This window comes from Sphingomonas aurea (assembly GCF_030678875.1).
Taxonomy (GTDB): domain Bacteria; phylum Pseudomonadota; class Alphaproteobacteria; order Sphingomonadales; family Sphingomonadaceae; genus Sphingomonas; species Sphingomonas aurea.
Window position 1 is genome coordinate 68918 of record NZ_JAUUDS010000001.1, and the last position, 12230, is coordinate 81147.

Here is a 12230-nt window from a genome sequence, read left to right on the forward strand (position 1 = left end):
CACAGGACGGCGATCACAGGGCGCGGACGGCGGCCAGCACCGCGTCGACATGGCCGGGCACGCGGACCTTGCGCCACGCCTGCACCAGCTGGCCGTCAGCGCCGAACAGGAACGTCGCCCGCTCGACGCCCATATAGGTGCGGCCATAAAGTTTCTTCTCGCCCCACACGCCGAACGCCTCCGCGGCCGCGTGGTCGGGATCGCTCGCCAGCTCGACCGCCAGTGCGTGCTTGGCGGTGAACTTCGCGTGCGAGGCAGGCGAATCGGGCGAGATGCCGATCACCCGCACGCCGGCCATTGCCAGATCGGGCGCCACGGCGGTGAAGTCTTGCGCCTCGCGCGTGCAGCCCGAGGTGTCGTCCTTGGGATAGAAATAGACGACGAGCGGCCCTGCCATGCCAGCGAGGTCGAGCAGTTGGCCGTCCATGTCGGTGACCTGAGCCTTGGGGATGTGGTCGCCCTGCTTCATCATGCCTCCGTCAGTCGCGCCCAATGCGCCTGCACCTCCTGCCGGGCGGCGTCGGCACCCGCAACCACGCTGTCCCAATCCGCAACGCCGACCGCGGCGGCGATCAGGGCGCGGGTAGCGGGGGCGGGGGGCTCCAGGTCGGGCGCCACCAGCCGCAGCGTCACCAGCAGCCGGGTGAGCAGGTCGTGCGCCGCGCGCAGGCTCGGCGCCACCAGCCCTGCCGCGGCCAGCGCATCGATCGCGCGGCCAAGGTCGGGATCGAAGCCTGTGCGCCCGGTCAGCTGCAGGACATGGACCGCGAATTCCAGGTCGACCAGCCCACCGGACGCCAGCTTCACGTCCAGGCTGCCGCGCGGCGGCTTGTGGCGGGCCATGTCGGCGCGCATCGTTACAGCCTCTGCGACCACGTCGCGCGCCGGCCGGTCGCCACCGAGCACCGCGTCGATGATCGCCTGCGTCGCCCCCCTGGCCGCCGCCGATCCGAAGACCGGCCGGGCGCGGGTCAGCGCCATATGTTCCCAGGTCCAGGCGTCCTGCCGGGCATAGCGGGCGAAGCTGTCGAGCGAGACCGCCAGCGGCCCCTGGGCGCCGGAGGGACGCAGCCGCGTGTCGACCTCGAACAGGGCGCCCGCCGCCGTCGCCACCGAGAGCGCGGCCGTCACCCGGCTCGCCAGCCGGTTATAGTAGAGGGTGGCGCCGAGCGGCTTGGCGCCGTCCGACTCCGCGTCGAAGTCGCCGGTAAAGAGGTAAATCAGGTCGAGGTCGGAGGCATGGGTCAGTGCACCGCCGCCGTATCGACCCAGTGCCAGGATCACCAGCTCGCTGCCCGGCACCTGCCCGTGCACCGCGGCGAACTCGGCGATCGCGGCTTGCGCCAGCACCTCGACCGCCGCGTCGGCGACCCGCGCATAGCCGGCCGCGACGGCGAGCGGATCGGCGCTGCCCGCGACGATCTGCGCGCCGAGTGCGAACCGCGCCTCGCCGACGACGCGGCGGACATGGTCGAGCCGCGCGCCGTAATCGCCCGCATCGCCGCCCAGCATCGCGGCGACCAGCGGTGCGGCGTCGTCGATCGTGTCGAGCGCACTCGCATCGATCAGCCCGTCGATCAGCGCCGGTCGCCGCGCCAGTTCGTCGGCGAGCGGCGGCGCATGGGCGAGCAGGCGGGCGAGCAGCTCGGCCAGCCCCGGCCGCGCCTCCAACAGCCGGAAGATGTTGATCGCGCTGCCCATCCGCTCCAGCATCCGGTCGAGCCGCAGCAGCGCCTGGTCGGGATCGGGCGCCTTGGCCAGCGCCTCGACCAGCACCGGCAGCACCGCCTCCAGCGCCTCGCGCGCCGCCGGGCTGCGCAGCGCCGGATAGCTGCCGCCGCGCCACGCCGCGATCCGCCGGCCCGCCGCCTCTGCATCGAAGCCGCGCGCCGCCAGCGTCTGTTCCAGCGTTTCGGCATCGACCGACAGGGCCGGGCGGCGGCGATCGTCGAGTGCGTCATAGACCGTGCCGACCCGCTCGACATGCGGGCGCAGCATCGCGATCAGCGCCTCGCCGTTCGCCAGCCCGTGCAGCCGCGCTACCGCGTCCAGCGCGTCGCCGGTCGGCAGGCGGTGGGTCTGGCGGTCGTCGATCATCTGCACGCGGTGCTCGACCGTGCGCAGCAGCGTGTAGGCCGCGGCGAGGTCGGTTGCGTCGTCCGCCTCGATCCAGCCGGCGATCGCCAGCTCGGTCAGCGCGTCGCGGGTCGCCGGCGCCCGCAGCACCGCGTCGCGCCCGCCATGGATCAGCTGGTGGATCTGCGCGAAGAACTCCACCTCGCGAATGCCGCCGCGCCCGCGCTTCAGGTCGAAGCCGGGGCCGAGCCGCTGCCCCTGCGCGTGGTGGTCGCGGATGCGCGCGGACAGCGACCGGATCTCTCCCACCGCCCCGAAGTCGAGTGTCCGCCGCCACACGAACGGTCGGATCGCGCCGAGGAAGGATTGGCCGAGCGCGAGATCGCCCGCCGCCGCGCGCGCGCGGATGAAGGCGGCGCGCTCCCACGCCAGCGCCTGGCTCTCGTAATAGGCAATGGCGCCGCCGACCGGCAGCGCGATCGGCGTCGCCTCCGGCGAGGGACGCAGGCGCAGGTCGACGCGCAGGACATAGCCGTCGCCGTCGCGCGCCTGGAGCAGCTCGACCACGCGCCGCGCGATCCGCACCGCCGCCTCTTCCGGCTCTTCACGGGCGCGGCGGGGCAGGGTGGCGGGATCGAACAGCAGGATCGGGTCGATGTCGGACGAGTAGTTCAGCTCGTGCGAGCCCTGCTTGCCGAGCGCGATCGCCGCGAAGCCGCGCGGCTCCTCGCCCGGATAGCGCTCGGCGATCGCGGTGCGGATCGCGGTGTCGAGCGCCAGGTCGGCGAACCGGGTCAGCGCGGCCGTGACCGCGGTCAGGTCGAGCACCCCGGCCAGATCGCCGAGCGCGACGCTCAGTGCCAGCGCGCGGCGCGCACGACGCAGCGCTGTGCCGGTCGGCAGGTCGGGATCGATCCACGCGTCGAGATCGAGCCTGCCGTCGCGCGCCGCGGCGACGATGCCCGGCTCGCGATCGACCAGCATCGCCAGGAACGGCGACCAGCGAACCGCCCGCTCCACCGCATCGTCCAGGCGCCCGGCCTCGTTCATCGTCTCCATCGCCGCAGCGATAGGCGCATCGCCGGGTCAGGCCAACCGTGCGCTACGCGGGCAACGAAAGGAGGGGCGGGACGTTGTAGCCCGCATGATGACGTCTGCATCCCTCTGTATCGACCGTGCGGGTGGCGAGCAGGTCGTGCGCCCGCCGCGGCCCACCGATGCGGTGGGCGAGGCCCTGCGCGGTGCGTTCCCGGCCGGCTCGGGACTGCCGGACGACATGATCGATCTGCTGCGCAAGCTGAACCGGAGCGGCCGGCCCCATTGAGGTAAGTCGGAGCGTCCGATCGCTCCGAACGCAGAATGGTCCGGGCTGTGCCAAGACTTCGCTGGGCGCGAACGACGTTGATAGAGGCTGAAACGCTTCATGCCGGGACGAACCCGGCATGAACGTCGTCGAATAAGGTAGGTTGGCCCGACCGACCTAGCGCCCGCGGCTCAGGTGGTCCACGTCCCCCATGATCGAATCGAGCGCCGACTTGTTCGGATCGACCTCATGGCTCCGCCGTGACGGCAGGGCGCCATCGGTCAGCAGCGCGTCGAGCGCCACGCGTCCGCGCGCCACCCGGCTCTTGATCGTGCCGACCGCGACGTTGCAGATCTCGGCCGCTTCCTCATACGCGAAGCCGCCCGCACCGACCAGGATCAGCGCCTCACGCTGGGGCTGGGGCAGGTGCATCAGCGCGCGCTGCATGTCGCCCAGTTCGACGTGCCGATCCTGGCTGGCGGGAGCCGCGAGGATGCGGTCGGCGACCAGATCGTCCCACTCGCCCTTGAACCGCGCGCGGCGCATCTGCGAGAGGTAGAGGTTGCGCAGGATGATGAAGGTCCAGGCGCGCATGTTGGTGCCGGCCTGGAAGCGCTTGCGCGCAGCCCATGCCTTCAGCAGCGTTTCCTGCACCAGATCGTCGGCCAGGTCGCGGCTGCCCGACAGCGAGCGGCCGAACGCGCGCAGATGGGGGATCACCTGCGCCAGCTGCGTCTTGAACTCGGGATCGGAGAGCGAAACATGCTCTACCGGCGCAACGTCGTGGCCGTCGGCCTCCAGGGCGTCGGCTGCGTCGTCGCGCGACATGGGCTCGTTCATTCTTGTCCGATCTTGAGGCTCGGCGCGCAGACCGCGCTCGGCCAAAATAGGCATGTAAGCGCGGCTTTCCAACCCGCGGTCACCCTGCAACGCGCTCAACGGAATACCAGAACCGCGAAGATCACGATGATGAGCGCCAGCGAGATCGGCAGGATGTACCGCGTCATGTGCGGGGTCGATCCAGCGCGGGCTTCGTCGGTGGACAGGTGGGTGCGGTCGTTGGGATCAGCCATGACGCTTCAACCTCCGAAACTCGTTTTGGGTCCGTAACCGTGCTGCCCGGCCGTAAAATTCCGGCCGGGCGGGCGGGGCGTTATTCTGCGGGCACCGTCGTCTGGTCGAAGAACAGCGCCTGGCTGATCGCCGCCTTCACCGTCGACCGCTGGAACGGCTTGGTGATGAGGAAGGTCGGCTCGGGCCGTTCGCCGGTCAGCAGCCGCTCGGGGAAGGCGGTGATGAAGATCACCGGCACCTCGAACTCGGCCAGGATGTCCTTGACCGCATCGATGCCGGAACTGTCGTCGGCCAGCTGGATATCGGCAAGCACCAGGCCGGGACGGTCCTCCATCGCAAGGCCGACCGCCTCGTCGCGGGTCACCGCCACGCCGGTCACGTCATGGCCCAGGTCGCGGACGATCGATTCGATGTCCATCGCGATGATCGGCTCGTCCTCGATGATCAGGACGCGGGCGCGGGTCTGGTTCTCGATCTCGCTCAGCGCCTCGGCGACCAGCGTATCGACTTCGCTCGGCTCGACATCGATCAGATAGGCCGCGTCCTCGGGCGTGAAGCCCTCCATCGCGGTCAACAGCAGCGCCTGGCGCGACAGCGGCGTCATGCGCGAGAGCCGCGCGCGGGTCACCGCCTCGGCCCCGTCGAGTTCGCTCCCGAGATGATCCTCCATCTCGTCGTAATTGGCCGAGGTCCAGATACCCTGGAACATGCGGTACAGGCCGAGCCGCGGATCGACGTCACGCGGGAACTGCTCCGGCGCGGCGACGATCGCCTCCAGCGTGGCACGGACATAGCGGTCGCCGTGGCTCTGGCTGCCGGTCAATGCCCGGCCGTAGCGCCGCAGGAAGGGAAGATGCGGTGCGAGTTGCTGACCGAGCGACATGAGCGATGGGTACTCCCTGAATATGACCGCCCCGTTTTAACGCCGGGGATCGGTCAAGATGCAACGCGAAACGACATGCGCCGGCTCCCGAAGAGCCGATCTCATTTTTCGTACAGGCTGCGGGAACCAACGAGACGCTTTTTGGTTTCATGCCCGTAATCACGCCGCACCTGCCGATGCGGCGGGCCGTATGGACGTGCCGCGGTTGTGCGGTGTCCGGCGGCTCCAGGGGGAAAGACGTCGAGATTGGGTCAGGACAAGAACAAGAAGGCCCCCGCCGGACAGCGTTCCTCCGACAATAGCGGTGAGGACGATCGGGACATGGGGTCGGCGCTGCGTACCGTCTACCAGAAGACGGTGGACGAAGAGATCCCGGACGAGTTCCTCGATCTCCTGGGCAAGTTGCAATAGGATCGGGTCGCGGCGTTGCTCTGATCGAGATTGAACCCTAAGCGCTTCGGCATGGCCGCCGGCGATCCCGAACCGATGACACCCGACTCTTCATCTGCAGAGCCGTCGGGCCATGCGCCTGCGTCGCCGAACCCGATCCTCTCGGCTGTGCGCCAGTCGCCGATCGCGCGCCTGCCGACAGGCGTCAAACTTTTCCTCATCCTGAGTGCGGCGCTGTTGCCGCTGGCGCTGATCGCGGTGGTGGCAACGCTGCAGACCACGCGCGTCGCCGATGCCGAGGCGCGGTCGCGCCTGCGCATCGCCGCCAACGAGAGCGCACGCGCGATCGCAACCGAACTGATCGGTGACACCACGGCGCTCCGCGTCGCGCTCGATGCGCTCGGCTCGGACCCGGCCGACCTGCCCAGTTGCGCCCGCGCGCAGGGGGTATTCGCGCAACAGGCGTCGACGGGCGCGCGGTTCGAGATCGTCGACCGGCGCGGCCGGCTGCTCTGTGGCGAGGAGCTGCCGCCCGGACCCCGGGTGTCGCTGCCGGGGGAGGTGAGGGCGTCGATCGTGCCCGATCGCGGCGTGCTGCTGACCATCGTCGGCGCACGGCCGGGAGTCACCGCCACCGCCTTCTTCCCAGAGGCGTTCCTCCGCCGGCTCGGCCGACCGGTCAGCCGCGCGACCAGCTTTTCCAGTGCGCTGGTCCTCGGCGAGGCCGCGCTGCCGCTCGAACCCGACCCGGATGGGGGCGCGCTGCGCCGGACCGAGACGCTCCGGACCGAGGTCGGCATCGCCGGCCTGGTGCTGACCACCTCGGTGCGCAGCGCACCGGTCACCTCGTCGCTGATCGTCGCCTTGATGCTGCCCATGGTGATGTGGGCCGCGGCGGCCGGCATCGCCTGGTTCGTGGTCGACCGGTTGCTGCTGCGGCCGCTGCGCCACCTGCGCACCAGCGTCGCCGCCTTCACGCCCGGCAAGGTGATCGACTCGCGCGCCACCAGCCTGCCCTCGCAGGAGATCCGCGCGCTGGGCGAGACGTTCCGCGCGATCAGCGAGACGGTCGCCGCGCACGAGGCGGGGCTGGAAGAGGGGCTGCGCCGCCAGACCAAGCTGACCCGCGAGGTGCATCACCGGGTCAAGAACAACCTGCAGGTCATCTCCAGCCTAATCGCCTTCCACGCCCGCGGCGCGCGCAGCGCCGATGCGACGGCCGCCTATGCCTCGATCCAGCGTCGGGTCGACGCGCTTGCAGTCGTCCATCGCCACCATTTCGCCGAGCTGGAGGAGCATCGCGGGCTGAACCTGCGCACGATGATCGGCGAGCTGTCGTCCAATATTCGCGCGACCGCATCGGAACAGGCCCAGACGATCGGGCTGACGCTCGACATCGATGCCTTTCTGGTCAACCAGGACGTCGCGGTGGCGCTCGCCTTCCTGGTCACCGAGATGATCGAGCTGGCCGGCAGCTGCGATCCCGCCGCGCAGATCCGCGTCTCGGTGAAGCCTTCTGCCGAACCCGACCGTGCCGTGCTGCGCGTCATCTCGCGCGCGCTCGTCGACGGCGACGCGCTGCGTGAACTCGCCGGCTCCCGCTACGGCCGGGTGATGGAGGGACTGTCGCGCCAGCTCCGCTCCAAGCTTCACCACGACCCGCTGACCGGCGCGTACGAGATCGCCTTTGCCGTGCTCGGTCGGGACTGAACGACTTTTCCGGAAAAATTAACGGCGGGGCCGGGAACCGATTTCTGCAAGGACGGTTTTGCAATGCGGATCGCGACCCTATGCCCCCCCGCTCTCGCGATCCACGACATAGGCCCGGAAGCGTCCACCCCTCCCCCCCCCGGTGACGCTTCCGGGCCTTTAACGTCTCCCACCATCGATGCCGCGGTCCGCACGGTCCCGATCATGATCGAAGCGGAACGATTGTTGATGCGGATCATTCCCGCCACGGCAGTTTCGCCTTCAGGAGGTATTCCATGCGTAAGTTGGTTGGCCTGGCGCTGGTCGCCGGCACCTTGCTCGTCTCGGCCTGCAACACCGTCGAAGGTGTCGGCAAGGATGTCAGCTCGGCGGGCAAGACGGTCGCGAAGACGGCCGACGACGCCAAGTAATCCTCGGCACACGAACGGACATGGGCCCTCGCGTCATCGATGCGGGGGCCCATTGCCGTTTGGCGGGTTCATTTATGCGCGGCCTGCCGATAGGAAGCCAGGAGCAGGCGGACGGTGGAGAGAAACAGGCGCGTGGAGGACGATGATGGCGCGCCGACTGTCAGCCCCGCAACGCGCCGCTGGCGCCGCCGCTACGGCGCGCTGCTGCTGGTGCCGGCGGTCGGACTGATCGTCTGGGCCGAGCGGCGGCCGATCGCGACCCGGTTCATCGACCGCGAACTCACCGCCGCACGCGTGCCGGCGCGCTACACCATCGCCGACCTGGGCCTCGGCCGACAACGGCTGACCGACGTGGTCATCGGCGACCCCGCCGACCCCGACCTGACGGCCGACTGGGTCGAGACGCGCACCGCATTCGGCGTCACCGGCCCGCATCTTTCCGGACTGGCGGCCGGCAATGTCCGGATCAGGGCGAAGCTGGTCGACGGTCGCGTCTCGCTCGGCGCAATCGACCGGTTGCTGCCGGCACCCTCCGGCAAGCCCTTCGCGCTCCCGTCGCTGCCCATCACGGTCGGCCGTGCGATCATCGATCTGGCTACGCCCTACGGCCCGGTCCGCCTCGGCGTGGCGGGGCAGGGGCGGCTCGATGACGGCTTCACCGGCCCCGTCGCGGCCATCGCCCCGAGGCTGAGGATCGCCGGCTGCACCGTGCATGGGGTGCGGGGTGCGATGCGCGTGTCGATCGACGACGCGCGACCGCACCTGACCGGCCCCATCGGCGCGCAGGTGCTCGACTGTCCCTCGGTCCGGATTGCGAAACCGGGTGCGCAGCTCGACCTGACGCTCACGGCGGCACTCGACGGCTGGCGGGGTTCGGCGAAGGTCGCGACCGCCGCCATCGCTGCCCCGGCCGCGCGGGCGGCACGGCTGGCCGGTACGGTCGACTTCGAAGGCAAGGCCGCCGCCAACCACGGCGCGATCGACGCCGTCGCCGCAGGGATCCGCACCGCCGCCGGCAGTGCGGCGCGGGTAAAGCTGGCGGGCACCTACACGATCGGCGACAATCCACGTTTCGAGGGCGAGGTGCACGCCCGCGGTGCCGCGCTCGCCGAGCGCTGGCGCACCGGCCTGACCGGCTCGGTAGGGGAGGGGACGCCGGTCGCGCCGCTCGTCCGTCAGCTCACCGCCGCCCTCGACCGCGCGAGCCGGAACGCCGCGCTCGACGCGACGCTGCGCCTTGCGCCGGACGCCGTCGCCATCGCCGACCTTTCGCTCGCCGCAGCCAGCGGCGCGCAGCTGACACTTTCCGGCGGGGAGGGGATCGCGATCACCGCCGATGGCGTGCGCTTCGGCGGTCGCCTGACCATGGCGGGCGGCGACCTGCCCCGCGCCACCGCGATCCTCAGCCAGGCCGCACCCGGCGCGGCGATCCGCGGCACTGCCACGATCGCACCCTATGTCGCCGGCGATGCACGGCTTGCTCTCGCGCCGGTCACCTTCGCGGTGACCCCCGGTGGCGCCGCCACCGTCGCGACGCGCGCCAAGCTGACCGGCCCGCTCGGCGACGGGCGGGTCGAGGGATTGGAACTACCGCTGGTCTTTCGTACCGACGGACGCGGGCGCGTGACCGTCAATCCCGACTGTACGCCGATGGCGTTCCAGCGGCTCGCCATTGCCGGCCTGGTGCTCGATCCCGCGCGGCTGCGGCTATGCCCGACCGGCCCGGCGCTGGTCGCGGTCGACGGCGGTACTGTCACCGGCGGAGCACGACTCACTGCGGTCGCACTCGACGGCCGGCTCGGCACCACCCCGCTTGCCCTCACCGCCAGCGGCGCCACGATCCGCCTCTCGGATCGCGGTTTCGCGCTCGACACGGTCGCTGCCCGGATCGGCCCGCCCGCCCGACAGACGCTGATCGCGGCCGACCGCCTCACCGGCACGCTCACCGGCGCGGCGGTTGCGGGCAGCTTCACCGGCGTCCACGGCCAGATCGCCAACGTGCCGCTGCTGATGAGCGGCGGCGATGGCGCGTGGCAGATGGCGGACGGCATCCTCTCGCTGACCGGCGCACTGACCGTCGCCGATGCGCAGGCGTCCGCGCCCCGGTTCCGCCCGCTCGCCGCGCGCCAGGTCGCGCTGACCCTGCGCGACGGACGCATCGCGGTGACCGGCGTCCTGCATGAGCCGACCACCGGCACCCGCGTCGCCGACGTGGCGATCGACCATCTGCTCGCCACCGGTCGCGGCCATGCCGACCTATCGGTGCCCAAGCTGACCTTCGGCAGCGCGTTCCAGCCCGATCTGCTCACCCCGCTGACCTTCGGCGTCGTCGCCGACGTCAAGGGCGCCATCGACGGCCGCGCCCGGATCGACTGGAGTCCGGAACGGGTCACCAGCACCGGCGATTTCGGCACGGTGGCGGGCACCTCCGGCATCGACCTCGCCGCCGCCTTCGGCCCGGCCCAGGGCATTGTCGGCCGCGTCCGCTTCGACGACCTGCTCGGCCTGCACACCGCGCCCGGACAGGTCGCCACCATCCGCAGCGTAAACCCCGGCATCGAGGTGATCGACGGCACCTTGCGCTACCAACTGCTCGGCGGCACCCGCGTGCAGGTCGAGGGAGCGGAGTGGCCGTTCGCCGGCGGCACGCTGACCCTCGCCCCCTCGCTGCTCGACTTCGACCAGCAGCGCGAGCGGCGGCTGACCTTCCGCGTCGCCGGCGCGCGCGCCGACCAGTTCCTCCAGCAGTTCGACTTCGACAATCTCAACGCCACCGGCGTGTTCGACGGCACGCTGCCGATGATCTTCGACCAGAGCGGCGGCCGGATCGAGAATGGCCGCCTCGCCATGCGCGAGGGTGGCGGGACGATCGCCTATGTCGGCGCGCTGGGCAAGGAGCAGCTGGGCGTCTGGGGCAATCTCGCCTTCCAGGCGCTCCGCTCGCTGCGCTATCGCAGCCTGGCGCTGACGATGAACGGCCCCCTCGCTGGCGAGATGGTGACCGACGTCCGCTTCGCCGGGGTCAGCCAGGGGCAGGGGGCGAAGAGCAACTTCATTGTCCGCCGGCTGCAGCGGCTGCCGTTCGTCTTCAACGTCCGCATCCGCGCGCCGTTTCGCGGCCTGATCGATTCGGCCGCCTCCTTCTACGACCCGCGCCGCCTGATCCAGCGCAACCTGCCGGCGCTGCTGGAGGAGCAGAACCGGCGTGCTATCCCAGCCGGCACCGCGCCCGCCAAACCATCCATTCAGCCCCCTGCAAGCGAGACCGTGCGATGAAGCGTTCGAGGTTGACGACGATGCGAAGGATCACGACCTGTACGATGGGCCTGCTGGTCAGCGGATGCATCAGCATCAGCGCGCCGGACAAGCCGATCGAGATCAACCTCAACATCAACGTGACGCAGGAAGTGGTGTACCGTCTCGACAACGAGGCGAAATCGCTGATCCAGCAGAACCCGGGGATATTCTGATGAACGCCCGTGCCGCCTTCTTCACCGCCGCCGCCATCGGGCTGGCCGGCCTTTCGGTCGCCGCCTGGGCGCAGCGCGATCCGGCCTATGCCGCCGCGCGCTCTGCCGGGCAGGTCGGCGAACAGCCCGACGGCTATCTGGGCGTCGTCGGCGCCGGCTCGGCCGATCTGCGCGCGCTGGTCGCCAACATCAATATCCAGCGCAAATCCGCCTATACCCAGAAGGCGGCGGCGAGCGGCGCGACGGTCGAGCAGCTGGCCTTCACCAGCGGCTGCAACCTGATCGCGCAGACCTCGCCCGGCGAGAAGTATCGCACCCCGGCCGGCGAGTGGGCGACCCGCGGTTCGGGCGCACCGACCCGCGATCCGCGCTGCGTATAAGCGTGCTGCCCCGTCCGGCCGGGCGGGGCGGCGCCATGACAATCCCGTGTTTTGGGCCGGTTGACTTGCCCGGCACCCCTTTCTAAAGCGGCGGGGCCTTGGCGGGGTTGCTCGCCGCTCGCGTGTATCTCCCTCCGTTCGGCTGATTTCGGCAAGGGGATGGCGCGTGGCGGAAAACGACTCCGGACAGGATTTCCACGACGCGGAGGATCCGCGACTGGCCGCGCTCGACGAGCGTCTGCGCCAGGCGCGGGTGGCCGAAGCGGCGCGGGGAGGGGTGAAGCAGGATACCGACCGGGGCTATGCCCAGGGTAACCGCGTCATCGCCGCCCTGATCGGAAGTCTCGTCGGCAGCGCGCTGATCGGCTGGCTCATCGACCGCTGGTTCGGCACGTCGCCATGGGGACTGATCGTGATGCTGTTCCTCGGGATAGCGGTGGCGTTCAGGCAAATCATTCGTATCGGCAACGAGCGCCCGGAGTGATCCGAGCGCTTTTTCGTAATTTGGAGCGAACGACAGTGGCGGCAGCGGAA

Annotated in this window: 13 protein-coding genes; 8 read left to right on the forward strand and 5 right to left on the reverse strand. The window is 70.4% G+C overall.

The window, feature by feature from the left end; all coding sequences use genetic code 11:
• Nucleotides 1-13: 13 nt before the first annotated feature.
• Nucleotides 14-469, reverse strand: coding sequence for a peroxiredoxin (locus tag Q5H91_RS00345; protein WP_370655229.1), 456 nt, complete (start codon nucleotides 467-469; stop codon nucleotides 14-16).
• Nucleotides 469-3126, reverse strand: a complete 2658-nt coding sequence (glnE, locus tag Q5H91_RS00350; RefSeq protein ID WP_305172327.1) for a bifunctional [glutamate--ammonia ligase]-adenylyl-L-tyrosine phosphorylase/[glutamate--ammonia-ligase] adenylyltransferase — start codon at nucleotides 3124-3126, stop codon at nucleotides 469-471. The genes Q5H91_RS00345 and glnE overlap by 1 nt, the downstream gene beginning before the upstream one ends.
• A 97-nt stretch (nucleotides 3127-3223) precedes the next feature.
• On the opposite strand from glnE, the gene Q5H91_RS00355 reads away from it, so the two are divergent.
• Nucleotides 3224-3400: a hypothetical protein gene (locus tag Q5H91_RS00355; protein WP_305171245.1), complete on the forward strand. Its 177-nt coding sequence runs from the start codon at nucleotides 3224-3226 to the stop codon at nucleotides 3398-3400.
• 156 nt (nucleotides 3401-3556) lie between these two features.
• Here Q5H91_RS00355 and Q5H91_RS00360 read toward each other — a convergent pair whose 3' ends face one another.
• The 3 genes from Q5H91_RS00360 to Q5H91_RS00370 form a co-directional block, all read right to left on the reverse strand.
• On the reverse strand, nucleotides 3557-4219 hold the full coding sequence (locus tag Q5H91_RS00360) for a sigma-70 family RNA polymerase sigma factor (protein ID WP_370655191.1): 663 nt from the start codon (nucleotides 4217-4219) through the stop codon (nucleotides 3557-3559).
• A gap of 95 nt (nucleotides 4220-4314) precedes the next feature.
• A complete protein-coding gene (locus tag Q5H91_RS00365) occupies nucleotides 4315-4452 on the reverse strand; it encodes a hypothetical protein (protein ID WP_305171246.1) in 138 nt (45 codons plus the stop codon).
• An 80-nt stretch (nucleotides 4453-4532) separates the two neighbouring features.
• Nucleotides 4533-5336, reverse strand: a complete 804-nt coding sequence (locus Q5H91_RS00370) for a response regulator (protein WP_305171247.1) — start codon at nucleotides 5334-5336, stop codon at nucleotides 4533-4535.
• Nucleotides 5337-5582: 246 nt separating this feature from the next.
• Between Q5H91_RS00370 and Q5H91_RS00375 the strand changes: the two genes are divergently transcribed.
• The 7 genes from Q5H91_RS00375 to Q5H91_RS00405 all read left to right on the forward strand — a co-directional run bounded on the left by Q5H91_RS00375 (nucleotide 5583) and on the right by Q5H91_RS00405 (nucleotide 12180).
• Nucleotides 5583-5747: a NepR family anti-sigma factor gene (locus Q5H91_RS00375; protein WP_305171248.1), complete on the forward strand. Its 165-nt coding sequence runs from the start codon at nucleotides 5583-5585 to the stop codon at nucleotides 5745-5747.
• A 75-nt stretch (nucleotides 5748-5822) separates the two neighbouring features.
• A complete protein-coding gene (locus Q5H91_RS00380) occupies nucleotides 5823-7436 on the forward strand; it encodes a sensor histidine kinase (RefSeq protein WP_305171249.1) in 1614 nt (537 codons plus the stop codon).
• 275 nt (nucleotides 7437-7711) lie between these two features.
• Complete coding sequence (locus tag Q5H91_RS00385) at nucleotides 7712-7846, forward strand: entericidin A/B family lipoprotein (protein WP_305171250.1); 135 nt, start codon at nucleotides 7712-7714, stop codon at nucleotides 7844-7846.
• A gap of 132 nt (nucleotides 7847-7978) precedes the next feature.
• Nucleotides 7979-11122 (forward strand): intermembrane phospholipid transport YdbH family protein, encoded by a 3144-nt coding sequence (locus tag Q5H91_RS00390; protein WP_305171251.1) that lies wholly within the window; start codon nucleotides 7979-7981, stop codon nucleotides 11120-11122.
• Between the two features lie 44 nt (nucleotides 11123-11166).
• A complete protein-coding gene (locus Q5H91_RS00395; RefSeq protein WP_370655192.1) occupies nucleotides 11167-11316 on the forward strand; it encodes a YnbE family lipoprotein in 150 nt (49 codons plus the stop codon).
• The gene (locus Q5H91_RS00400; RefSeq protein WP_305171253.1) at nucleotides 11316-11696 is read left to right on the forward strand and encodes a YdbL family probable chaperone protein; all 381 of its coding nucleotides are present in this window, start codon (nucleotides 11316-11318) and stop codon (nucleotides 11694-11696) included. Before Q5H91_RS00395 ends, Q5H91_RS00400 begins: the two co-directional genes overlap by 1 nt.
• A gap of 166 nt (nucleotides 11697-11862) precedes the next feature.
• The gene (locus tag Q5H91_RS00405) at nucleotides 11863-12180 is read left to right on the forward strand and encodes an AtpZ/AtpI family protein (RefSeq protein ID WP_305171254.1); all 318 of its coding nucleotides are present in this window, start codon (nucleotides 11863-11865) and stop codon (nucleotides 12178-12180) included.
• The last annotated feature ends 50 nt before the right edge of the window (nucleotides 12181-12230 follow it).

What these genes read in the sequence shown, in the direction of transcription:
- Q5H91_RS00380 (WP_305171249.1), top strand. Translation starts at nt 5,823, where the DNA reads ATGACACCCGACTCTTCATCTGCAGAGCCGTCGGGCCATGCGCCTGCG.
- Q5H91_RS00355 (WP_305171245.1), top strand. Translation starts at nt 3,224, where the DNA reads ATGACGTCTGCATCCCTCTGTATCGACCGTGCGGGTGGCGAGCAGGTC.
- Q5H91_RS00400 (WP_305171253.1), top strand. Translation starts at nt 11,316, where the DNA reads ATGAACGCCCGTGCCGCCTTCTTCACCGCCGCCGCCATCGGGCTGGCC.
- Q5H91_RS00385 (WP_305171250.1), top strand. Translation starts at nt 7,712, where the DNA reads ATGCGTAAGTTGGTTGGCCTGGCGCTGGTCGCCGGCACCTTGCTCGTC.
- Q5H91_RS00370 (WP_305171247.1), bottom strand. Translation starts at nt 5,336, where the DNA reads ATGTCGCTCGGTCAGCAACTCGCACCGCATCTTCCCTTCCTGCGGCGC.
- Q5H91_RS00345 (WP_370655229.1), bottom strand. Translation starts at nt 469, where the DNA reads ATGAAGCAGGGCGACCACATCCCCAAGGCTCAGGTCACCGACATGGAC.
- Q5H91_RS00365 (WP_305171246.1), bottom strand. Translation starts at nt 4,452, where the DNA reads ATGGCTGATCCCAACGACCGCACCCACCTGTCCACCGACGAAGCCCGC.
- Q5H91_RS00360 (WP_370655191.1), bottom strand. Translation starts at nt 4,219, where the DNA reads ATGAACGAGCCCATGTCGCGCGACGACGCAGCCGACGCCCTGGAGGCC.
- Q5H91_RS00395 (WP_370655192.1), top strand. Translation starts at nt 11,167, where the DNA reads ATGGGCCTGCTGGTCAGCGGATGCATCAGCATCAGCGCGCCGGACAAG.
- glnE (WP_305172327.1), bottom strand. Translation starts at nt 3,126, where the DNA reads ATGAACGAGGCCGGGCGCCTGGACGATGCGGTGGAGCGGGCGGTTCGC.